Raw genomic sequence first — 22124 nt, 5'->3', positions numbered from 1 at the left:
CCATTACACTCCTGTCGGGCCTTAACCTAACAGTCGGAGCGAGAAAATGCGAGCGGAGCTACAAACATCACATCGCGACAGTTTTGGCCGCCTGCGCTTCTCCGAAAAGGTCGAGCATACGCTGGCGCGCGCCAGCAGCCCGCCCGTCTCGCGGATTGCGACAGACGCGGAGATCGTCTCGGTTCTGGACGAGGCATCGCGCCTCTTTCCGGTCGCGAGCCTGTCGGCCGTGCAGCGCATGCGCGAACGGAATGCCGGCGTCGTCCGGATGATCGAAGGCCTCGGGACCCGGAACGAATCGGCCATGCTGGCCTATCTGCCGCTGTCGGCCGAAGGCGCGAGGCTGCTGATCGAGGGCCGCTTCGACGGCAAGAATCCGAAGGCGGAATGGATCGTCGCTGAGGATGAGATCCCGACGGCGATCTATATCTGGATGGCGTGGACGCCCGGAACGCTCGCGCGTTCGCTGCCGGCGATGGCGCAGATATTCTCGTCGCTGACGCCGGACGGTTGCCCGCTCTTCTCGCGCGCATCGACCGAGCATTCGATGCGGATCCACACCACGATGGGCTTCCAGCAGGCGGCGCAGATCTATCCCGGCGCGCCCGATTGGCTGCTGGTCGTCCTGCCCGAAGGCGAGATGGTGCCCGTGCGCAAGGAAATGACGGTCCGCCCGCCCGCCCCCAAGATCGAGGTGCGCCCGGTGCGCTCGTTCGAGGACATGGCGATGATCTTCGCCGTTCGCTCCTCGACCTATATCAGCGAGCAGTTCTGCCTCTATTCGGAGGAGTTCGACGGCAATGATTTCTGCGCGACTCACCTGATCGGCTTCATCGATGGCGACCCGGCCGGCTGTATCCGGATGCGCTATTTCGGGGATTTCGTGAAGGTCGAGCGGCTTGCGGTACGGCGCGAATATCGCCGCAGCCGGCTGGCGTTCAAGCTGGTGCGCGAAGCGCTGGCGCTGGCCCGGGTGAAGGGCTTCAAGCGCTTCTACGGCCATGCCCGGCTCGATCTGGTGCCGTTCTGGGCGATGTTCGGCTTCCGCGAAATGGCTGAGCGTCCCTTGTTCAAATTCGCCGATGTCGAATATCGCGAGATGGAGCTCGACGGCGAAGCGAGCGAGAACCCGATCGGCATCGGTGACGATCCGATGGTGACGATCCGGCCGGAGGGTGCCTGGAACGTGCCTGGCCCGCTCGAACTGTCCAACCTGCGGCCAAGCCGGGCTGCCTTTTTCAGCGACATGAAGACGGTCAGCCGGGCGGCCCACTAGGTCGGATCGACGTCCCCGTTATCGGCACGATTACAGCGAAGAGGAGGGTTCGCGCAGAGGGCGCAGAGAATGCGGGGTTCATCGCAAACCAGTCGAGCCGCTGGCCGAACCTTCTCGGCGTCTTCCGCGTCTCTGCGCGAAATCATCCTGTGTTGCCGACGGGCCGGTCCTGAATGTGGATCGGCCTGGCGGGCATAGCCAGCCTGGGCGAGCGCCGCGCGGTCGTTCACCGTTCGGAGACGGCGTTCACCGAAGCGATCTTGGCGGCCGGGCGGAACTCGGCTTGGAGGCGCCCTCATCCTTTTGGGGGCTCCATGAATCCGATCATCCGCGTTACCGTTGCGACACTGCCCTGGCTTCTCGTCGGGCTTGCATCACCAGCCTTTCCCCAGCCCCGAATCCCGGCAACCGCGCAATCCGCGATCGATCTCGATGCCGCCTTCCGGGCGATCGCGCCGGAAGGGCCGGGATGCGCGGCGGGCGTTTCGGTCGCTGGCGTTTCAAGCCCGATCAAGGCCTATGGCCAGGCCGATCTGGAGCATCGCGACCCGATCACCGCTGAGAGCATTTTCGAAACAGGTTCGCTGGCCAAGCAGTTCACCGCTGCCGCGGTGCTGCTCCTGGCGCAGGACGGCAAGCTGACGCTGGACGACGATATCAGGCGCTATCTGCCCGAAATGCCTGATTACGGCACGCCGATCACGATCAGGCACCTGCTCAATCACACCAGCGGCCTGCGTGAGCAATGGAGCCTGCTCGCTTTGACGGGCAATCCTCCCGGAACCCAGGTGCACAACCAGGCGACGATCCTCGATCTCGCCTCGCGCCAGAAGGGCCTGAACTTCAGGCCGGGCGCCGAATTCCTCTATACCAACACCAACTATACCCTCGCCGCGATCATCGTCGAGCGAGTCAGCGGCAAGAGCCTGCAGCAGTTCACCGACCAGCGCCTGTTTCGGCCGCTGGGCATGGGCAGGACTCGGTGGCGGGAGGATTTCCGCACGGTCGTTCCCGGGCGCGCGATTGCCTATGCACCGGTCGGCGAGGGTTTCATCGCCAACATGCCTTTCACCAACGTCTATGGAAATGGCGGTCTGCTTACCACGATCGGCGATCTGCTGCGCTGGAATGCGTTCCTGGACAAACCCTCGGCCTTGCCTAGCGGACAGGGCCTTGTCGCAGCCCTGCAAACCCCGGGGAACCTGAGTGACGGCACGACACTCGACTATGCCCTTGGCCTCGAAACCAACCATGCGCACGGGCAGCGGCTGGTGTCGCACAGCGGTTCGACGGGAGGATACAAGGCGTGGCTGGGCCGCTATCCCGACCAGCGGATCTCAGTCGCGATCCTGTGCAACAATGGCGGCATCGATCCGGTCGCCATCGGGGAAAAGCTCGCTGAGCAGGCCCTGCGCGCGACGGGGAATTCAAGGGACGTTGCCGTCGCGACGGCATCGCAGCCGGTCTCCGCTGTGCCGGTGGCATCTTCTTCTCCCGATCTGACACCGTATCGGGGCCTGTTCCGCAACCCGGTCACGGGCGAAGTGGTCCAGACCGAGGTGGCGAAGGGTCGGCTGATGCTGAGGCAGGGGGCAACCGATGCGCTCGTGGCGCTTGGCGGCGGGCGTTTCAGGCGCAGCGATGGCACTGTCCTGTCGTTCGTCCGGTCCGGTACCGGGCTGGTCGAACTGATCGCCGGCACAGGTTCGGGGACTCAACGCTTTGTCGCGGTGCCGCCCGCGCGAAGCGGCGGCGCAGCGTTCGCCGAGTTCGTCGGAGACTATTACAGCGCTGAACTCGACACCCGGATCGCCGTGATCAGGCAGGGCGACACGCTGGTGATGCGCCAGCGCTTCGGGATCGAATGGCCATTGTCGCCGAGCTTCGCCGACGCTTTCACCACTCGCCTGCGAGGCACCACGACCCTGGTTTTCGGCAGGGCGGCCGACGGACGGGTCAATGGTTTCGGCGCCTGGGCGAACGGCGCGCGCAACATATCGTTCGTGAAACAGTGATTCGCCGGCTCTGGCGGCGACGGGCGAGAGGTGTGGTCTCGGTATGCCCCTATCCCGGTGGGCGACTCCGCTGTTGATGGCTTGCCGCAAATCGGAAGGGGGAATCCGGATTCGCTGAATCGTTTCCGCATTTTATCTCAAACCCTCCGAAACCGACGGTCAGCCCGCTGGTTCCGACGGTGGGGCAGTTCACCGATGCGGGGGTGATGATCCAGGGTGAATAGATGGCCTGGACCTTCTCGCTGACGTTCGGGCCGACGATGGCTGCCTCATGCGGATCGGCTGGTTCGAACCGCCAGAGTATTTCGCGGGAGATGTCCGGGTTGGGCACCATGACGGTCATCAGGTCGCGGCCGACCGTTGCCGTCTCGCCCGCCCGCTGTCGGATGGTGTCCATCGCGGCCAGCCGAAGGGCCTCGATGTCCCGACGGCCGGTCGCTTCCGCATGGTCCGCGACGGCCTTGGCGGTCCGCGCGGCCGGCCAGCCGTCGCCAACCTGCGCAAAAAGGACCTTTTGCTGGCGGGTACGGGGCGGGCGCATCCAGCCGTTGATCGTGGGGGCGCCGCCTTTCCAGTCGATGTCGATGCAAAACGGAATGCTGCGCCGTCGCCTGATCCGATACCCCGCGACCTGTAGCGTCAGTCCGTATTTTCCCAGGTTCCGGGGAAGACCGGCCAGCGCGTTCCTCAGTCTCCAGATGACGGTGCGCAGCTTCACCCGGCCAAGGCCGCGCCCGCCAAAGGCGAATGTGCCGAGCGGCGGCGCATCGGCCGGCTGCGGGGCCAGGGTGTTCGCGATCCATTGGTCCGTCGGCTGCTTTCCGACGAACGCAATGCCGGTAAAGCCGATCGTGCCGACGGCGTCGGCCGCCAGAAAGATGATCGTCTTGTTCTCAAGCGGGCTGTGGACGACTGGCGAAACCCCCGAACCAGCCAGGGTTACCCTGCGATCACTTGCATGAACCGAGGCGCGGGGCGTGCTGATCGATAGAATCAATGTCATTGTCCGGAATCGCGCCCTTCGCAGTCGGTACGATAGCGGATCGGTCGACTCGAATGCGTGGCCCTAGACTCCATACAGTGCCCAGACGCTCGCCAGATCCTGCACCACATGCCCCAGCGACTTGTACGCCGTAATCTCCTCCGCCGATCGTCGCCCCTCGACCCGCCCGGCCAGCACCTCGCCGATCTCAGCGACGATATGCTCGTCGCCGATCAGCCCGGCCGCCTTCGCCTTCAGGAACTCCGCCCCCTGCGCCAGCACGCCTTCGCGGCTGTCGACGATGAAGCGGGATCGCACGACCAGGTCATGGTCGACCTCGACTGGTCCGGCATAGCTCGAGCCGACCAAATTGAGGTGAGTGCCCGGCCGCACCCAGGCGCCATGCAGGATCGGCTCGACCGCGCCGGAGACGGTGCAGACGATATCGGCTTCGGCCACCGCCGCGCGCACCTCGTCAACCTCCGAAATGTCGATCCCTGTCTCCGCGGCCATCGACTGCGCGACATCCGCCGCCCGGCCCGCAGACCGGCCCCATACCAGCACGCGCTCGATCGGGCGCACCGTGGCGATCGCGCGGATATGAGTCGCCGCCTGTTCGCCCGTGCCCAGGATGGCGAGCGTCCGCGCGTCGGCACGGGCCAGCACGTCGGTCGCCACCGCGCTCGCCGCCGCGGTGCGGATCGCGGTGACCTCGCCCGCATGTGCGATGCACACCGGCTCGCCCGAGTCCGGATCGAAGATCACGATCACGCCCTGGTGCGACTGGCGGCCCTTCGCCGCATTGCCCGCGAACACGCTGATCAGCTTGGCGCCGAACGGCCCGTCCCCGGCCAGCGCGCCGGGCATGATCCCGAACAGCCGCCCTTCGGCCAGCGGGATGATCGATCGCAGCAATTGCCGTGTCTCGCCCGTCGAAAAGGCGAGCATCGCCTCCCGCACGATCGGGATGCAAATGGGATAGGTGAGGCGTTCGCGCACTTCCGCGCGGTCGATCAGGCGCATGCTTGGTGCTCCGGTGTCTTCGATGATGTTCGCATCCTGTCCGGCGGCGGTGCCGCGGGCAACCGGAGGCTGCGCCGTATCCGGGGCGATCGATGGAGCGGGGCGGCGCATGCCACCCCGAATACGCGGCCTTTATCGTCTATCGTCGGGAAGACATTGCCCTAGAGGAAGAAAACTCCCTCGATCACCGTCAGGCATGTCCCGCCCAGGATCACCCGGTCGCCTTCCAGCCGGCAGGTCAGTCGGCCGCCGCGCGGGCTCGCCTGGAAGGCAGTGAAGCTCTCCCGGCCAAGCCGCTTTGCCCAATAGGGTGCCGACACCGCATGGGCGGAACCGGTCACCGGGTCCTCGTCGATCCCGGCGCCCGGCGCGAACGCACGGCTGACGATATCGGTCGAGTCGCCCGGCGCGGTAACGATGGTCAATATGTTGCCCTTGGCGGCGAGCGCGCGGAAATCGGGGGCCAGGGCGCGGACCAGCGCCTCGTTCTCCAGCACGATCAAGGCGTAATGTCCGGGGTGCCACAAGGTCTCGACCACGCCCTTTGCGCCCAGAGCCGCGACGATCTCGGGCAGCTTCCGGGGAGAAGGCGCCCAGGCCGGCAGCGAGAGCTCATAGCCGTCGCCCGCGCGCCTCACCTCAAGCACGCCCGCCTTGCGCGTGCGGAAGCGCACCGCGTCGATCGAGGGATCGCCCGACAGTACGAAATGCCCGCTTGCCAGCGTCGCGTGGCCGCACAGCGCCGCCTCGGTCACGGGCGTGAACCAGCGCAGCTCGAATTCGGCTTCCCCGCTCGCGTCTGGCAGGAGGAAGGCAGTCTCGGCCAGGTTGTTCTCGGCGGCGATCGCCTGCAGCACCGCATCGTTGGGCCATGCGGCCAGCGGCATCACCGCGGCGGGATTGCCCGTGAAGGGGGCGCTGGCGAACGCGTCGATCTGCGCGAACGGAATCCTCAAAGGCGCTTGCCGAACCAGTGCGGGGTCACATCCGCCTCGATCAGCGGGTTGTCGGTGTCGATATGCCCTTCCGGGTCGAGATGGATCAGCACCTCGACCTTGGGGAATTGCTTGCGGATCTTCGCCTCGACCGCGTCCATCACGACATGTGCATCGGCCACCGTCATCTCCGGCGCGACATACATGTGGAACTGCGCGAAATCATGGCTGCCTGACCGGCGCGTGCGGAAATCATGGATGCCGCGAAGCTCCGGATGCTGCGCCGCCGCCTCGATGAAGCGCTTGCGCTCCTCCTCCGGCCATTCCTTGTCCATCAACTGGTCGATCGCATTGCTCGATGCGCGAAACGCGCCGAAGGCGAGCCAGGCGGCGATGACGATACCGAACAGCGGGTCGGCATTGCTCCAGCCGACATATTGGTCGAGCACCAAAGCGAGGATCACCGATCCGTTCAGCAGCACGTCGGACTGGTAATGCATATTGTCCGCCATGATCGCGACCGATCCGGTGCGGCGGATGACGCTGCGCTGATAGACCAGCAGCACCAGCGTCGCGAGGATCGCGACGATCGACACGCCGATGCCGAAATCAGCGTCCCGCGTCGGGTTGCTCTCGCCGAACGCCAGGATCGCGCGCCACGCAATGGCGGCTGCCGACGCGGTGATCAGCATGACCTGGAATAGCGCGGCCAGCGCCTCCGCCTTGCCATGGCCGAAACGATGGTCGTGGTCGGCCGGTGTCGCGGCAAGGCGGACGCCGTAGAGCGTGACCAGCGAGGCGAGCAGGTCTAGCCCGGTATCGGCCAGCGAGCCGAGCATCGCGACCGATCCGGTATGCCACGCGGCATATCCCTTCAGGGCAAGCAGGAACAGTGCCATCGCCACGCTGGCGATGGCGGCGCGCACGGCATAGGGAATGGCGCGGCGCTGGTCCTCGGTCACGGGTATAGCAGCCCTTCGCTCCAGCCGTCTCCGGCGTGGACGAACAGGCGGCGCTCGTGAAGCCGGTGCGCGCGGTCCTGCCAGAACTCGATCCGGTCAGGGGTCAGCCGGTATCCGCCCCAATGCGGCGGCCGTGGCACCTCGCCGCCCGCGAAGCGCGCTTCCACCTCGGCGAACCGCGCCTCGAACGTCTCGCGCGCATCGAGTGGCCGCGACTGGTCGGACGCCCAGGCGCCAAGCTGCGAATCACGGCTCCGGCTCGCGAAATAGGCATCGGATTCGGCGTCGCTGGCGAGTGTGAGGCTGCCCTCGATTCGGATCTGCCGCCGAAGCGACTTCCAGTGGAACAGCAGGGCCGCGTGCGGATTGGCCGTCATCTCGCCGGCCTTTCGGCTCTCACGGTTGGTGTAGAAGACGAAGCCGTCGGGCCCATGCCCCTTGAGCAGCACCATCCGCACTGAAGGGCGCCCGTCGCCGTCCGCCGTGGCCAGCGCCATTGCGTTCGAATCGTTCGGCTCGGTGTCGCGCGCCTCGGCGAACCATGCATCGAACAGCTTGAAAGGGTCGTCCACCATGGCCTGCGCTTTACGGCCGGCACGATCCACTGTCGAGGAAGGGAACGACGTCGCATCTCCGATTCAGGGCGCCGGGCGCTATGCGCAGCGGAACGAGTCCGCTGCTCATCGATTGAATCGGTTTCGCAACGAAGGAACCGGCACATGGCCGCACGCGCCTATTGGCAGGGACAGATCAGGCTGGCGCTCGTCTCGATCCCGGTCGAGATCTACACCGCGACCAAATCCGGCGCGCAGATCAGCTTCAAGCAGATCCACGAACCGACCGGCAAGCCGATCCATTACGAAAAGGTGGTGACCGGCGTCGGCCCGGTCGACACCGACGAGATCATGAAGGGCTTCGAATATGAGAAGGGCGAGTTCGTCCTGCTCGAACAGGATGAGATCGATGCGGTGAAGCTCGAATCGAAGAAGACGCTCGAGCTCACCCAGTTCGTCGACGCGAGCGAGATCGACGTGCTCTATTACGAAAAACCCTATTTCGTCGTGCCTGCGGACGACCTCGCCCAGGAGGCGTTCATCGTCCTGCGCGAGGCGCTTCGCCGGACGAAGAAGGTCGGGCTCGGCCAGCTTGCCATGCGCGGCCGCGAATATGTGGTGAGCCTCAAGCCGTGCGGGCGCGGCATGGTGCTGGAGACGTTGCGCTACGCCGACGAGGTCAACAAGGCGCAGGGCTATTTCCGCGATATCCCGGATGCGAAACCCGACGAGGACCTGATGGAACTTGCGCAGGCGCTGATCGAGAAGAAGACCGGGGCCTTCCATCCACAGGACTTCCACGATCGCTATGTCGATGCGCTGAAAGACCTGGTCGAGCGCAAGCGCAAGGCGAAAGGGCGCAAGATCGTCGAGGACGCGAGCGATGAGCCGGCCGGCCGGTCGGGATCGAACGTCGTCGACCTGATGGCGGCGCTCAAGAAGTCGATGGAGAAGCCGGGCGCCGCGCCCGCGAAGGAGGCGGCCAGGGCAAAGAAGCCGGCTGCCGGAAAGGCTCCTGGAGCCCCGGCGAAGAAACCGGCGGCGAAAAAGCGTGCCTGATCGCGATCCCCTCGCGCGCTACAACGCGAAGCGCGATTTCGCGAAGACCGCTGAACCGGCGGGCACGCTCGCGCCCGGCCATGGCAACAGCTTCATGGTGCAGAAGCACGATGCGTCGCGCCTGCACTGGGATTTCCGGCTGGAAATCGACGGTGTCCTGAAAAGCTGGGCGGTCACCCGCGGCCCGAGCCTCGACCCGAACGAGAAGCGCCTGGCGGTCCGTACCGAGGATCACCCGCTCTCCTACGCAACGTTCGAAGGCACGATCCCCAAAGGCCAATATGGCGGCGGCACGGTGATGCTGTGGGATCGCGGCACCTGGTCCCCGATCAAGGGCAAGAGCGCGAAGGACCTGGAGAAAGGCCATCTCCACTTCGTGCTGGATGGCGACAGGATGAAGGGCGAATGGCTGCTGATCCGCCTGAAGCCGCGCGGCAAGGAGAAGGGCGAGAACTGGCTGCTGCGTAAGATCGACGACGGGGAGGCCGGCGGCACGGACACGCTGGTGGAAACCGCGCTGACCAGCGTCGCGAGCGGCCGGACGATGATCGAGATTGCAGAGGGAAAAACCCTCCCCGGAACGGGGAAGGGGACCAGCGCAGCTGGTAGAGGGGGGGCTGCCACGCGCGCCGCGTCTGCGACAGTCCCCCTCCACCGCCCTCGGCGGTCCCCCTCCCTATCCCGGGGAGGATTGGCTGAACTCCGCGATTTCCAGCTCGCTACCCTGGTCGACAGCGTCCCAACCGGCAGCCGCTGGCTGCACGAGGTGAAATATGACGGGTATCGTGTGATGGTCGCTGTCGCCGGCGCTGAAGTAAAAATCTACAGCCGTTCTGGTCTCGACTGGACGGACAAATTCCAGGGCATCGCCGAGGCGGCGGCCACCCTGACTCCGGGCAGCGCGCTGATCGATGGCGAGGTCGTCGCCTTCCGCGACGGCAAGCCCAGCTTCTCGGCCCTGCAGGACGCGATCGCCAATGGCGGCGACATGACCCTGTTCGCCTTCGACCTGCTCGAACTCGACGGAGAGGACATCGCCGCCCTGCCCAATATCCAGCGCAAGGAACGGTTGCGGCCGCTGGTCGAGGACACCGATGCACGGGTGCAGTTCGCCGAGCATATCCTCGGTTCGGGCGAGCCATTGTTCGAGACAATGTGCCGCGAAGGCTATGAGGGCGTGGTCTCGAAGCTTGCCGACGCGCCCTATCGCGGGCAGCGCTCCAGGAACTGGCTCAAGGTCAAATGCACCAGGCGGCAGGAATTCGTGATCGTCGGCTGGACGCCGTCGGACAAGGCGCGGGGTTTCCGCTCGCTGCTGCTTGGACTGAACGGGCCTGACGGTTTCACCTATGCCGGCAAGGTCGGCACCGGTTTCGATACGGGCATGATGATGGATCTCAGCGCGAAGCTTGCCCGGATCGAGCGCAAGACACCCACGGTGGAGGCCCCGCGCGCGGCGGTGCGCGGCGCGCATTGGGTAACGCCGAAGCTGGTCGCCGAGATTGCCTATACCGAAACCACGCCCGACGGCGTGCTGCGCCACCCGAGCTTCCTCGGTCTGCGCGAGGACAAGGAGGCGAGGGACGTGGTTGCCGAGAAGCCGGTTCCCATCGATGCCACGCCCGTGCCCGAGGTGCATGTGAAGGTCAGCAGCCGCGACCGGCTGATCTTCCCCGATTCGGACGTCACCAAGGGCGATCTCGCCGACTATTATGCGCTCATGGCGCCGGTCGTGCTGCCCTGGGCGGCCAACCGTCCGATCAGCCTGGTCCGCTGTCCGCAGGGCCGGGCGAAGCGCTGCTTCTTCCAGAAGCATGATGCCGGGACCTTCGGCGAGCATGTCCATCAGGTGCCGATCCGCGAGAAGGACGGGTCGACCGAGAATTATCTCTATGTCGATGACGTGGACGGCCTGGTGGCGTGCGTTCAGATGGGCACGATCGAATTCCATGGCTGGGGATCGTCGGTGGCGACGCTCGAGCAGCCCGACCGGATGGTGTTCGATCTCGATCCCGACGAGGATCTCGGCTTCGACATCGTCAGGAAGGCGGCTGAGGATATCGGCATCCATCTCGCCGAGATCGGGCTCACCAGCTTCCCGATGCTGTCGGGGGGCAAGGGCGTGCATGTCGTGGTGCCGCTGACGCCCCGGGCCGAATGGCCGGCGGTGAAGGACTTCGCCGAACGCTTCGCCCGCGCGCTCGCCGCGGCCGAGCCCGACCGCTATATCGCGACCATGGCCAAGGCGAAGCGCAAGGGGCTGATCTTCATCGACTATCTGCGCAACCAGCGCGGCTCCACTGCTGTCCTGCCCTATGTCGCGCGGGCGCGATCCGGCGCGCCGGTCGCGGCGCCGGTGAGCTGGACGGAGCTTCGCGACATCGACAATGCCCATCGCTGGGGCGTGCGCAACGGGGCCGAACTGCTCGAACGCGCCAGTTCGCGGGCGCTGGCCGGATGGGGATTCGCCGACCAGATCCTGCCCGACCTGTGATCTTTGTTGCACGCGCGAAGGGATTGTGGTCGGGTCGGTGGGTTCGTAGGGGAACGCCCTCATCACCATGGCCACGCTCGCAGCCCCTTCTCTGCTCGATCCCAGCATCCATGCCGCGCGCTGGATCGCGGACTATTGCGCGCGGGAGAAACAGGGCGACGTGCTGTGCGCCGGTCATGCCGATCCGGCCTGGACCGCGATGTTCGAGGAACTGGCCGCCGTCGCAGGCGACGACCTTGCCCATGCCCGCGACCGGGTGCAGCGCCACGCGGCCGATATCGGCACCGGTTTCCGCATCATCGGCGAAAGCGAGGAGCGCGCCTGGCCGCTGTCCCCCGTCCCGCTGCTGATCGAGGCCGACGAATGGGCCGGGATCGAGGCTGGCGTCGCCCAGCGTGCGGAGCTGCTCGAAACGATCCTCGCCGATCTCTATAGCGATGCGAAACTGGTCGAGCGTGGCCTGATCCCCGCCACCCTGGTCGCGGGCAGCCCTTTCTTCCTCCGGCCGCTGGCGGGGCTGGTGCCGCCCGGCGGGCACCACCTCCATTTCATCGCGGTCGACCTGGGGCGCGGACCGACCGGCGAATGGCGGGTGCTTGCCGATCATCTGCGCGCGCCGGCCGGGGCGGGCTATGCGCTGGAGAACCGGCTGGCGATCTCGCGTACCCTGGGTGGGCTGCAGGGGCGGCTTAACGTCAAGCGCCACGCGCCGTTCTTCGCCGCCTATCGCGACGGGCTCGCCGCCGCCTGCCGCCGTGCCGATCCGCGCATCGGGCTGCTGACCCCCGGCCGCTACAATCCCAGCTATCCCGAACAGGCGCATCTCGCGCGCTATCTCGGGTTGCTGCTGGTCGAGGGCGCCGATCTCGCCGCGCTCGAGGACAAGCTCTATGTCCGTACGATCGGCGGGCTGAAGCGGGTCGACGCGATCTGGAACCGGCTCGATCCGCGCCTGCTCGATCCGCTCGCCTTCGATTCGCATTCCGGAATCGGCGTGCCCGGTCTGATCGACGCGATGGCGGCGGGCAATGTCGTCATCTCCAACGTGCCGGGCGCTGGCGTGCTCGAATCGCCCGCCTTCGCTGCCTTCCTGCCGATGCTCGCGACCCGGCTGGCCGGCAACGACCTGCTGTTGCCCAATATCGCCACCTGGTGGTGCGGGCAGGACCAGGAGCGTGCTCGGGTGATCGAGGATCTCGACAAGCTGCTGATCGGTCCCGCCTTCGGCGTCCAGCCGCTTGGCCTCGACGGCGCGGCCCCGCGCCCCGGCGCTGAAATCACCGGTGCGGCGCGCGCGGCCCTGCTCGACGACATGACCCGCCGGCCGCAGGACTATGTCGGGCAGGAGATTGTGCGGCTGTCGACCATGCCGGTCGTCACTGATGACGGTCTCGCCGCGCGGCCTTTTACGCTGCGGGTCTTCGCGGCGCGCGGCGCGGACGGCAGCTGGGCGATCATGCCGGGCGGCTTCGCGCGGATTGGCGAACACAAGGATCCCCGCGCCTCGGTGATGGGGGAGGGCAACTGGTCAGCCGATGTCGCGATCCACGGGCCCGAACCGGTCGCCCCGGTCTCGCTGCTGCCGCCAAGCGATTCGATCCATGTCCGTCGCAACCCGGGCACCCTGCCGAGCCGCGTCGCCGATAATTTCTTCTGGCTCGGCCGCTATCTCGAACGCGGCGAGGCGCTGCTCGGCATCATCCGCGTGATGCTGGGCAATTCGATCGATGCCGATGCGGGCGCGGCGCTCGGGTCGGAAACGGTCGGGCGGCTGGTCGGCATGGCGGTGAATATCGGCGCCGCGCCGCATCCGGCGAGCCTGCGCCGCGTCGATCTTGCCTCCTTCGCCCGTACAGCGATGGAATCGGGCGAGGGCGGCTGGCATAGCGTCCGCGCGATCAACCGGCTTGCGCGCGGCATCGGGCGCGGCTCGCGCGACCGGCTCGCGGCCGACATGGTCAAGCTGCTCGACGCGCCTTTTCCCACCAAGGGCGGCATGCTCGACAAGGCCGGGTCGCTCCAGCGCCGCTATGCCGCGCTGTCCGGCCTCTCGGCCGAACATATGGGGCGGACGGCTGCATGGCGTTTCCACGATCTCGGCCGCCGGCTCGAACGCGCGCTGACCGTGACGCGTGCGGTGCGGGTGTTCGGCATGGCCAACGGGACGGTCGACGACCTGTCGACTCTGCTCGATCTCGCCGACAGCCAGATCAGCTACCGCCAGCGTTATCTGACCGGCATCGCGCGGGTGCCGGTGGTCGATCTGGTCGCGCTCGATCCGGGCAATCCGCGCTCGCTCGCCTTCCAGGTCGACCGGATCTGCGAGCATATGCGCGCGCTGCCCGTGCTCGGCGATGACGGCATGGACGAGCCGCAACAGGCGGTGGCGACCCTGCTTGTGTCGATCGTCTCGACGGCGACCGCGGCGACGCTCGACGAAAGCGTGCTGGGCGATCTTGAGCGGCGGCTCTTCTCGCTGTCGGACGCGGTTGCGCGGCGCTACTTCCTCCAGGGCGCCGAGCCGCTGCGCGCCGGCGGACTGACGCTGGCGTGATCTACGATATCCGCCACATAACGCGCTTCGACTATGGCGCCTCGGTCAAGTTCGCGCGCTGCAACCTGCGGCTGAAGCCGATCCACTGGTCGGGCCAGGCATTGCGCGACTATCGCCTGACGATCAGCCCATCGGGCCGCACCGCGCCGGCGCGCGCCGAGGCCGGGCTCGCCAATGTCATGCGGCTGGTGGTCGAGGAACCGGTCCGCCATCTGGTGATCGAAAGCATGTCGCGGATCCTGGTCGACCGGCCGGTGCCGATACCGTCGGACAGCGACCCGACTCTGGCGGAGGTGGCGGTCGCCGCGCGGGCGAGTCGCGATGCCTCGCCCGCCGGGCCAGCCAATTATCTCTTTCCCTCGCCGCTGATCCCGCTCGACCGCGATATCGCCGAATGGTGCGCGCAGGATCTCCAGCCTGACCGTCCGTCGCTTGAGGCTGCCATCGCGCTTGCCCGGCACATCCAGAACGATTTTGCCTTCGATCCGGAGGCGACGCTGGTCGATACCGTGCCGCACGAGGCGTTCAGGAAGCGTGGCGGCGTCTGCCAGGATTTCGCGCAGATCATGATCACCGGGCTGCGCGCCGCCGGGCTGCCTGCTGCCTATGCCTCGGGCTATATCCGCACGATCCCGCCGCCCGGCCAGCCGCGCCTGGTCGGCGCCGATGCGACTCATGCCTGGGTGCTGCTGTGGTGCGGGCCCGGTCTCGGCTGGGTCGGGGTCGATCCGACCAACGGCATCTGGATGGCGGGCGACCATATCATCATGGCGATCGGCCGGGACTATGGTGAGATCGCGCCGATCGACGGCGTGGTGCTGGGATCTGGCGCGCAGAAGATGGCCGTGTCGGTCGATGTCGCGCCGGTGCTTGAGGCCGTTGCCTGACGAGGAGGGGTTTGCGCTTCCGACCGCGATCCCCCAAATAGGCGCCAGAATAGAAACAGAGGGCAAAAGTGGCCGATCCATATGCTACGCTGGGCGTGCAGCGCACCGCCAGCGAGGCCGACATCAAGAAGGCGTATCGGAAGCTCGCAAAGGAGCTGCATCCCGATCGCAACAAGGACAACAAGCAGGCGACCGAACGGTTCAGCCAGGTCACCAATGCGTATGACCTGCTGACGGACAAGGACAAGCGCGCCCGGTTCGATCGCGGCGAGATCGACGGCGACGGCAACCCCGCATCGCCCTTCGGCTTTGGCGGGGGCGGCCAGGGCGGCTTCCGTCCCGGCCCGGGCGGCGGCGGGTCGTCGTTCGAGGCGGATGGGCCCGATATCAGCGACATCTTCGAGGGCATGTTCGGCGGGCGGGGCGGCGGCGGCTTCGCCAGCGGTTTCGGCGGCTTCGGGCGCAAGCCCCAGCCCAAGGGCGCCAATGTCGCTTACAAGCTCAACGTTTCCTTCACTGATGCAGCGACGCTCAGCCCGCAGCGCATCACCCTGGCCGACGGCAAGACGATCGACCTCAAGCTGCCTGCCGGCCTGGAAAGCGGTGCGCAGATGCGCCTCGCCGGCAAGGGCCAGCCCGGGCCGGGCGGCGCCGGCGACGGGATGGTTACGATCACCGTCCAGCCGCATCGCTTCTTCGCGCGCGAGGGTGACGACGTCAGGCTCGACCTGCCGGTCACGCTGTCCGAGGCAGTACTTGGCGCATCGGTGCGCGTGCCGACGGTAGAGGGCGCGGTGATGCTGACCATCCCGGCCGGCTCGACCTCGGGCAAGGTGCTCCGCCTGCGCGGGCGCGGCTTCCACAAGAAGGGTGGCGCGCGGGGCGACCAGCTCGTCACCCTGATGATCGATGTGCCGGCCGACGACGCCGCGCTGACCGAGTTCGTCCAGGGATGGAAGGACCGGGACAAGGGCAACCCCCGCGGCCATATGGGCGTTTAATCGCCCGATGCAGGAAGTTTCGCCCCAATCGCCCGAGGAGCGCCGCAAAAGGCCGGGTGAGGGGCAGACGAAGCTGAACCGGCGCATGGCGTTCGTGCGGCCTGGGAGCTACGCGCGCGAGGTGCTGAAGCGCGTCGTGGTCGGTGTCTATACCGACGGTTTCGTCCATGCCGGCAACCTTGCCTATCTCTCGCTGCTGACGCTGTTTCCCTTCTTCATCGTCGCGGCGGCGGTCGCGCGGCTGTTCGGGCAGACCGGCGAGGGGCTCCATGCGGTCGAGGCGTTCCTGCGCACCGTGCCGCCGGGCGTCGCGCAGGTGCTTCAGACGCCGATCACCGACGTGCTGACCGCGCGCTCGGGCTCGCTCCTCTGGTTCGGTGCGATCGTCGGCCTGTGGACCACGGCAAGCTTCATCGAGACGATTCGCGACATCCTGCGCCGCGCTTATGGGGTGAAGTCGATCCGACCCTTCTGGCAATATCGCCTCTGGTCGATCGGGCTGATCCTGACCGCGATGATCCTGATCCTCGTTGCCTTCAGCTTCCAGATCATGCTGCTCGCGGTCGAGCAGTTCATCGTGCGCGTGCTGCCCTTCGCGGCGGACGCGGCGACGGTCGTGTCGTTCAGCCGGCTCGCGCCGGGCCTTGCGCTGTTCGCGGCGCTCTACATGGTGTTCTATTCGCTCACCCCGCGCCAGTATCGTGAGAGCAAATGCCCCAAATGGCCCGGCGCGCTGTTCACTGCGGCCTGGTGGCTGCTGGTGACGGCGTTGCTTCCCGTCATCCTGGGCAGGCTAGGGAGCTACGACCTGACCTATGGCAGTCTGGCCGGCGTGATGATCGCGCTGATCTTCTTCTTCTTCGTCGGGCTCGGGCTGGTCGTTGGCGCCGAATTGAACGCAGCACTGGCGGAATCCGATGATGAGGGAGTAGAGGACCTCAGCGGCAGCAACAAAGAGGAGGCGGCAGCAGCGTGACGGGATTGATGCAGGGCAAGCGCGGATTGATCATGGGTCTGGCCAATGATCGGTCGCTCGCCTGGGGAATCGCCAAGAAGCTCAGCGAAGCAGGCGCTGAGCTCGCCTTTTCGTATCAGGGTGAAGCGCTCGAGAAGCGCGTCAGGCCGCTCGCCGAGCAGCTCGGCTCGACGCGTCTGATCGATTGCGACGTCTCCGACATGACAGCGCTCGACAATGCCTTTGCCGATCTGGCGAAGGACTGGCCGACGATCGACTTCGTCGTCCATGCGATCGGCTTTTCCGACAAGAACGAGCTGCGCGGCCGCTTCATGGACACCAGCCTCGACAATTTCCTGACGACCATGAACATCTCGGTCTACAGCTTCGTCGCGGTGGCGCAGCGCGCGGCGGCGATGATGACGAACGGCGGCTCGCTGCTGACGCTCAGCTATTATGGCGCGGAAAAGGTCATCCCGCATTATAACGTCATGGGCGTGGCCAAGGCAGCGCTCGAGACCAGCGTGCAGTATCTCGCGGTCGATCTCGGGCGCGACAATATCCGGGTCAACGCGATCTCGGCCGGCCCGATCAAGACGCTCGCCGCCTCGGGCATCGGCGATTTCCGCCTGATCCTGAAGTGGAACGAGCTGAACTCGCCGCTGAAGCGCAACGTGACGATCGAGGATGTCGGCGGCGCCGGCCTCTATCTGCTCAGCGACCTGGCGAGCGGCGTGACGGGCGAGGTGCACCATGTCGATGCCGGCTATCACGCGATCGGCATGAAGGCGGAAGACGCGCCGGATATCGCTTTGGTTTAGTTCCCTCTCCCTGAAGGGGAGAGGGAGGGACCCATGCGAAGCATGGGAGGGTGAGGGGATGAAGCGGCCACCGGGCGAAGAAGCGCTGGAGCGCCAACGGCAATTGCGGCGCGAGCCGACTGAGCCGGAAAAGCGGCTTTGGCAGCATCTTCGTGGCAGGCAGGTCGCTGGTCTGAAATTTCGGCGACAGGTCTGGCTCGGCACCTTCATCGTGGATTTCTTTTGCGCGGAAGCCCGATTGATCGTCGAAGTCGACGGCGAAACCCATGTCGATCCCGACGCACGGGCCTATGGCGCGCGGCGGACGGGGCTAATAGAGGCCGAAGGCTATCGGGTACGGCGGTTCTGGAACAATGACGTGATGCAGAATATCGAAGGTGTCGTGGCGACGATCGGGGAAGCGGCGCGGACGCCAGCCCCTCACCCTCCCACCGCTTCGCGGCGGGTCCCTCCCTCTCCCCTTCAGGGAGAGGGTAAGTGAGCTTCAACAGTTTCGGTCATGTCTTCCGGTTCACCACCTGGGGGGAATCGCACGGCCCCGCCATCGGCGCGGTGGTCGACGGGTGTCCGCCGGGGCTGGCCCTGGCCGAGGAGGATATCCAGCCCTTCCTCGACAAGCGCCGCCCCGGCACCTCGCGCTTCACCACGCAGCGGCAGGAGCCGGACCAGGTCCGCATCCTCTCCGGCGTGTTCGAGGGCAGGACGACCGGCACGCCGATCAGCCTGATGATCGAGAATGTCGACCAGCGCTCCAAGGACTATTCGGAGGTCGCGCTGGCCTATCGCCCGGGCCATGCCGATTATGCCTATGACGCCAAATACGGCTTTCGCGACTATCGCGGGGGCGGGCGTTCCTCGGCGCGCGAGACGGCGTCACGGGTCGCGGCGGGCGCGGTGGCGCGGCTGGTGATCCCCGAGGTGCGGATACGCGCCTGGGTCGAGGCGATCGGCGGCGACCGGATCGATCCGGCCAATTTCGATCCCGACCAGATCGACGCCAATCCCTTTTTCTGCCCCGATGCCGACGCGGCAATGCGCTGGGAGGCATTGGTCGACGGCGCGCGCAAGGCTGGCTCCTCGCTGGGCGCGGTGATCGCGTGCGAGGCGACCGGCGTGCCGGCCGGCTGGGGCGCGCCGCTCTATGCCAAGCTCGACGCCGAGCTCGCCTCGGCCTGCATGAGCATCAACGCGGTGAAGGGGGTCGAGATCGGCGACGGCTTCGACGCAGCGGCGCTGCGCGGCGAGGACAATGCCGATGCGATGCGCCCCGGCGCGGACGGTCCCGAATTCCTCGCCAACCATGCCGGCGGCATCGCGGGCGGGATCGCGACCGGTCAACCGGTTCGAGTCCGTGTCGCGTTCAAGCCGACCAGCTCGATCCTGACGCCGGTGGAGACGATCACCCGCACCGGCGAGGCGACCGAGATCATGACCAGGGGGCGCCACGATCCCTGCGTCGGAATCCGCGGCGTGCCGGTGGTCGAGGCGATGGTCGCGCTGGTCCTGGCCGACCAGAAGCTGCTTCACCGGGCCCAGACCGGGCGCTGATCGGGAGTCGATTTCTCGACTCGACTACACCGTCATGCCGGACTCGTTCCGGCATTCACTGTTCCGCAAATTCACCGGCGCCTGGTCGGCGGCACGGTGGACCCCGGAACAAGTCCGGGGTGACGGGCAAACCCGCTGACCGATAGTCCGCGCCTTCGACTCAATCAGCGAAGGGGTCGCGGACCAGGATGGTGTCCTCGCGCTCGGGGCTGGTCGACACCAGCGCCACCGGGCAGCGGATCAGCTCCTCGATGCGGCGGATATATTTGATCGCCTGCGCGGGCAGGTCGGCCCAGCTCCGTGCGCCGGCGGTCGATTCCTGCCAGCCCGGCATCGTCTCATAGACCGGCTCGACCGCAGCCTGATCGGCGGCATGCGAGGGGAAATAGTCGAGCGTCTCGCCGCGCAGCCTGTAGCCGGTGCAGATCTTCACCTCGTCGAAGCCGTCGAGTACGTCGATCTTGGTCAGCGCGATGCCGGTGATTCCGCCGACCGCGGCGGATTGCCGCACCAGCACCGAATCGAACCAGCCGCAGCGGCGCTTGCGCCCGGTCACGGTGCCGAACTCATGCCCGCGCTCGCCCAGCCGCTCGCCGGTTTCGTTCTCGAGCTCGGTCGGGAAAGGGCCTGAGCCGACGCGCGTCGTATAGGCCTTGGCGATGCCGAGCACGAAGCCGACCGCGCTCGGGCCAAGCCCCGATCCGCCCGCCGCCGTGCCGGCGATGGTGTTGGACGAGGTGACGAAGGGATAGGTGCCGTGGTCGACATCGAGCAGCACGCCCTGCGCGCCCTCGAACAGGATGCGCCGGCCGCGGGCGCGCGCTTCGTTCAGGTCGCGCCAGGCTGGCCTGGCGAAGGACAGCACGAAATCGGCGATCGCGCGCAGTTCCTCGACCAGCGCGGCGCGGTCGATCGGCGGCTCGCCGAAGCCGGCGCGCAGCGCATCGTGATGCGCGGTCAGCCGGTCGAGCTGCGAATCGAGCGCATCGAGATGGGCGAGGTCGCACACCCGGATCGCGCGGCGGCCGACCTTGTCCTCATAGGCCGGGCCGATGCCACGGCGCGTGGTGCCGATCTTGCCCGCGCCGCTTGCATCCTCGCGCAGCGAATCGAGGTCGCGGTGGAACGGCAGGATCAGCGCGCAATTGTCGGCGATCATCAGCGTATCCGGGCTGATCGACACGCCCTGCGCCGTGAGCTTCTCCACCTCGGCCTTGAGCGCCCAGGGATCGAGCACGACGCCGTTGCCGATCACCGACGGCGTGCCGCGCACGATGCCCGAGGGCAGCAGCGACAGCTTATAGACCTTCTCGCCGACGACGAGCGTATGGCCGGCATTGTGCCCGCCCTGGAACCGCACGACCATGTCGGCGCGCTCGGCGAGCCAGTCGACGATCTTGCCCTTGCCCTCATCGCCCCATTGGGCGCCGATAACCGCAACGTTTGCCAAAACTCTTCCTTATCTTCCGTTCGTCCTGAGTAGGGGCTGAGCGAAGTCGAAGACCCGTATCGAAGGACAGTTGGAGCATGCGACGCTTGTCCTTCGATACGCCATGTCGACAAGCTCAATGGCACTCAGGACGAACGGGTGGGTGTTAGAGCGGCCGGGTCGTCCCCTCCACCAAAATATGCGTGCAGAGCTGCGCTTCGGGCGTATCGCCCGCCTCGAGCGCTGCGACGGTGACCCAGCCCTGCGCGCGCATCGCGGCAGCGAGGGCCGGGTCGGTATCCATCGGCACGAACAGGCGCCGGCGATCCACATCGGCCAGGCCGGCCGCGACGATCGCGTCGACATAGAGCGAGAAGCCGGTCGCGGCTTCCTCGCTGCCATCCTCATGGACGATGGTGTAGCTGCCGCCCCGCCCGATTTCGCCGCGCACGCCGTCGGCGAAGATTGAGAAGCCGAGCCAGGTCTGATATTCGAAGCCGTGGCGCTCGGTCGGGTCGAGCGTCAGCGCGGTGCGGCCCTTGAGGCCCGAGGCGATCTGCCACAGCCCGTCGAGTCGCGAGCGCAGCGCCCCGCCGACATCGAAGGCGCAGAGCCGGTCATGCGCCGCGTCGAACGGGCCGGCTGACTCGATCAGCGGGAGATAGGCGGGGGCGATTTCCGCCACGCCGCCGGCATCCTTGGCGTCGAGCCGGTCGCGGAGCGGCTCGATCAAGGCAGGATCGAGGGGCAGCGGGCCCGCGGCAAGGATCGAGACCAGGTCCGGCAAGGTGAAATCGATCGAAACGCCACGCACCCCGGCAGCCTCCAGCGCCTCGACCGCGACACCGACGATCTCCTGCGCCGCGGCGACGGTGTCGAGTCCGATCAGCTCGCAGCCGATCTGGCGCAACTCGCGTTCGGGGCTGAGCTGCGAGGCGCGGAGCTTCAGCACCGGGCCGGCATAGGACAGGCGCACCGGGCGCGGATGATGCCCCATGCGTGTCGCGGCGATACGGCCGATCTGCGCGGTCATGTCGGGCCGGATCGCGAGCGTCGCCTGCGATACGGGATCGACGAAGCGCACGGCGTCCTGCGCGCGCGCGGCTTTCAGCCGGCCGGCCAGCCCAGCCTCGAACTCGGCAAGCGCCGGGTCGGTGCGCTCATAGCCATGCGCATAGGCCGCCCCGAGCACTGCTGCCTCAAGGCGTGCGGCGGCGTCGCCGAACGGCGGCAGCCGGTCGCGGAAACCTTCGGGGAGGAGACTACTCACTTCTCCCTCTCCCCGCTTGCGGGGAGAGGGCCGGGGAGAGGGGCAGTATGAAGCGCAGCGAGAATGGCTGAAAGCACAGCCTCCTCGTTTCCCATCACTTCTGCATTCGCGAATCGGATCACTCGATAGCCTTGTTGTTCCAGCCACGCAGTCCGCCGCGTGTCGTGCTCCCCGTCGTCTCCATGCGTGTCCCCGTCAACCTCTACGATCAGCTTGTGCGATCGCGCGACGAAGTCGGCGATATAGGGGCCTATGATCACCTGCCGGGTAAACTTGATGTCGTTCAAGCGCTTGGCGCGGAGATGGTACCAGAGGCGCGCTTCAGGATGCGTCTGCTCGCTGCGCATTTGTTTTGCGCA

Annotated in this window: 19 protein-coding genes; 11 read left to right on the top strand and 8 right to left on the bottom strand. The window is 66.7% G+C overall.

The window, feature by feature from the left end; genetic code table 11:
- Positions 1 to 46 precede the first annotated feature (46 nt).
- Together P0Y59_16840 and P0Y59_16835 are read left to right on the top strand one after the other, a co-directional pair.
- Entirely contained in the window at positions 47 to 1276 is a 1230-nt protein-coding gene (locus tag P0Y59_16840; protein ID WEJ98599.1) for a GNAT family N-acetyltransferase, read from the top strand.
- A 314-nt stretch (positions 1277 to 1590) separates the two neighbouring features.
- Positions 1591 to 3291: a serine hydrolase gene (locus P0Y59_16835; GenBank protein WEJ98598.1), complete on the top strand. Its 1701-nt coding sequence runs from the start codon at positions 1591 to 1593 to the stop codon at positions 3289 to 3291.
- A 49-nt stretch (positions 3292 to 3340) separates the two neighbouring features.
- Here P0Y59_16835 and P0Y59_16830 read toward each other — a convergent pair whose 3' ends face one another.
- From P0Y59_16830 to pdxH, 5 genes are all read right to left on the bottom strand, one after another.
- Positions 3341 to 4294, bottom strand: coding sequence for a hypothetical protein (locus P0Y59_16830; GenBank protein WEJ98597.1), 954 nt, complete (start codon positions 4292 to 4294; stop codon positions 3341 to 3343).
- A 63-nt stretch (positions 4295 to 4357) separates the two neighbouring features.
- Positions 4358 to 5296 (bottom strand): ornithine cyclodeaminase family protein, encoded by a 939-nt coding sequence (locus P0Y59_16825; GenBank protein ID WEK02606.1) that lies wholly within the window; start codon positions 5294 to 5296, stop codon positions 4358 to 4360.
- A gap of 161 nt (positions 5297 to 5457) precedes the next feature.
- Entirely contained in the window at positions 5458 to 6252 is a 795-nt protein-coding gene (locus P0Y59_16820) for a PhzF family phenazine biosynthesis protein (GenBank protein ID WEJ98596.1), read from the bottom strand.
- On the bottom strand, positions 6249 to 7193 hold the full coding sequence (locus P0Y59_16815; GenBank protein ID WEJ98595.1) for a cation diffusion facilitator family transporter: 945 nt from the start codon (positions 7191 to 7193) through the stop codon (positions 6249 to 6251). The genes P0Y59_16820 and P0Y59_16815 overlap by 4 nt, the downstream gene beginning before the upstream one ends.
- Positions 7190 to 7768 carry a pyridoxamine 5'-phosphate oxidase gene (gene pdxH / locus P0Y59_16810; protein ID WEJ98594.1) on the bottom strand — a complete coding sequence of 193 codons (579 nt, stop codon included), beginning with the start codon at positions 7766 to 7768 and terminating at the stop codon, positions 7190 to 7192. The genes P0Y59_16815 and pdxH overlap by 4 nt, the downstream gene beginning before the upstream one ends.
- A 144-nt stretch (positions 7769 to 7912) precedes the next feature.
- Here pdxH and P0Y59_16805 point away from each other — a divergent pair, with 144 nt between their 5' ends.
- The 9 genes from P0Y59_16805 to aroC all read left to right on the top strand — a co-directional run bounded on the left by P0Y59_16805 (position 7913) and on the right by aroC (position 19066).
- Positions 7913 to 8806, top strand: coding sequence for a Ku protein (locus tag P0Y59_16805; GenBank protein ID WEJ98593.1), 894 nt, complete (start codon positions 7913 to 7915; stop codon positions 8804 to 8806).
- On the top strand, positions 8799 to 11300 hold the full coding sequence (gene ligD / locus P0Y59_16800; GenBank protein ID WEJ98592.1) for a DNA ligase D: 2502 nt from the start codon (positions 8799 to 8801) through the stop codon (positions 11298 to 11300). The genes P0Y59_16805 and ligD overlap by 8 nt, the downstream gene beginning before the upstream one ends.
- A 67-nt stretch (positions 11301 to 11367) precedes the next feature.
- Positions 11368 to 13854: a circularly permuted type 2 ATP-grasp protein gene (locus P0Y59_16795; protein WEJ98591.1), complete on the top strand. Its 2487-nt coding sequence runs from the start codon at positions 11368 to 11370 to the stop codon at positions 13852 to 13854.
- Positions 13851 to 14741, top strand: a complete 891-nt coding sequence (locus P0Y59_16790) for a transglutaminase family protein (GenBank protein ID WEJ98590.1) — start codon at positions 13851 to 13853, stop codon at positions 14739 to 14741. Before P0Y59_16795 ends, P0Y59_16790 begins: the two co-directional genes overlap by 4 nt.
- A gap of 68 nt (positions 14742 to 14809) precedes the next feature.
- Positions 14810 to 15742: a DnaJ C-terminal domain-containing protein gene (locus P0Y59_16785; protein ID WEJ98589.1), complete on the top strand. Its 933-nt coding sequence runs from the start codon at positions 14810 to 14812 to the stop codon at positions 15740 to 15742.
- Between the two features lie 7 nt (positions 15743 to 15749).
- Positions 15750 to 16718 carry a YihY/virulence factor BrkB family protein gene (locus P0Y59_16780; GenBank protein ID WEJ98588.1) on the top strand — a complete coding sequence of 323 codons (969 nt, stop codon included), beginning with the start codon at positions 15750 to 15752 and terminating at the stop codon, positions 16716 to 16718.
- The gene (gene fabI, locus P0Y59_16775) at positions 16715 to 17518 is read left to right on the top strand and encodes an enoyl-ACP reductase FabI (GenBank protein WEJ98587.1); all 804 of its coding nucleotides are present in this window, start codon (positions 16715 to 16717) and stop codon (positions 17516 to 17518) included. Before P0Y59_16780 ends, fabI begins: the two co-directional genes overlap by 4 nt.
- A gap of 58 nt (positions 17519 to 17576) precedes the next feature.
- Positions 17577 to 17999, top strand: coding sequence for an endonuclease domain-containing protein (locus tag P0Y59_16770; protein ID WEJ98586.1), 423 nt, complete (start codon positions 17577 to 17579; stop codon positions 17997 to 17999).
- Positions 17996 to 19066 carry a chorismate synthase gene (aroC, locus tag P0Y59_16765; GenBank protein WEJ98585.1) on the top strand — a complete coding sequence of 357 codons (1071 nt, stop codon included), beginning with the start codon at positions 17996 to 17998 and terminating at the stop codon, positions 19064 to 19066. The genes P0Y59_16770 and aroC overlap by 4 nt, the downstream gene beginning before the upstream one ends.
- A 160-nt stretch (positions 19067 to 19226) precedes the next feature.
- Here aroC and P0Y59_16760 read toward each other — a convergent pair whose 3' ends face one another.
- The 3 genes from P0Y59_16760 to P0Y59_16750 form a co-directional block, all read right to left on the bottom strand.
- Positions 19227 to 20516 carry an adenylosuccinate synthase gene (locus tag P0Y59_16760; protein WEJ98584.1) on the bottom strand — a complete coding sequence of 430 codons (1290 nt, stop codon included), beginning with the start codon at positions 20514 to 20516 and terminating at the stop codon, positions 19227 to 19229.
- A gap of 145 nt (positions 20517 to 20661) precedes the next feature.
- Positions 20662 to 21765, bottom strand: coding sequence for an ATP phosphoribosyltransferase regulatory subunit (locus P0Y59_16755; GenBank protein ID WEJ98583.1), 1104 nt, complete (start codon positions 21763 to 21765; stop codon positions 20662 to 20664).
- A complete protein-coding gene (locus P0Y59_16750; protein ID WEJ98582.1) occupies positions 21762 to 22112 on the bottom strand; it encodes a DUF559 domain-containing protein in 351 nt (116 codons plus the stop codon). The genes P0Y59_16755 and P0Y59_16750 overlap by 4 nt, the downstream gene beginning before the upstream one ends.
- Between the last annotated feature and the right edge of the window lie 12 nt (positions 22113 to 22124).

Origin of the sequence: Candidatus Sphingomonas phytovorans, from assembly GCA_029202385.1 — a bacterium.
In the GTDB taxonomy this organism is placed as follows: domain Bacteria; phylum Pseudomonadota; class Alphaproteobacteria; order Sphingomonadales; family Sphingomonadaceae; genus Sphingomonas; species Sphingomonas phytovorans.
This window is presented reverse-complemented; position numbering and strand designations above follow the sequence as displayed.

Excerpts from the sequence above, each read along its gene's own strand:
- P0Y59_16795 (WEJ98591.1), top strand. The coding sequence starts at position 11,368 with ATGGCCACGCTCGCAGCCCCTTCTCTGCTCGATCCCAGCATCCATGCC.
- P0Y59_16780 (WEJ98588.1), top strand. The coding sequence starts at position 15,750 with ATGCAGGAAGTTTCGCCCCAATCGCCCGAGGAGCGCCGCAAAAGGCCG.
- P0Y59_16825 (WEK02606.1), bottom strand. The coding sequence starts at position 5,296 with ATGCGCCTGATCGACCGCGCGGAAGTGCGCGAACGCCTCACCTATCCC.
- P0Y59_16835 (WEJ98598.1), top strand. The coding sequence starts at position 1,591 with ATGAATCCGATCATCCGCGTTACCGTTGCGACACTGCCCTGGCTTCTC.
- pdxH (WEJ98594.1), bottom strand. The coding sequence starts at position 7,768 with ATGGTGGACGACCCTTTCAAGCTGTTCGATGCATGGTTCGCCGAGGCG.
- P0Y59_16805 (WEJ98593.1), top strand. The coding sequence starts at position 7,913 with ATGGCCGCACGCGCCTATTGGCAGGGACAGATCAGGCTGGCGCTCGTC.
- P0Y59_16840 (WEJ98599.1), top strand. The coding sequence starts at position 47 with ATGCGAGCGGAGCTACAAACATCACATCGCGACAGTTTTGGCCGCCTG.
- P0Y59_16830 (WEJ98597.1), bottom strand. The coding sequence starts at position 4,294 with ATGACATTGATTCTATCGATCAGCACGCCCCGCGCCTCGGTTCATGCA.
- P0Y59_16750 (WEJ98582.1), bottom strand. The coding sequence starts at position 22,112 with ATGCGCAGCGAGCAGACGCATCCTGAAGCGCGCCTCTGGTACCATCTC.
- P0Y59_16770 (WEJ98586.1), top strand. The coding sequence starts at position 17,577 with ATGAAGCGGCCACCGGGCGAAGAAGCGCTGGAGCGCCAACGGCAATTG.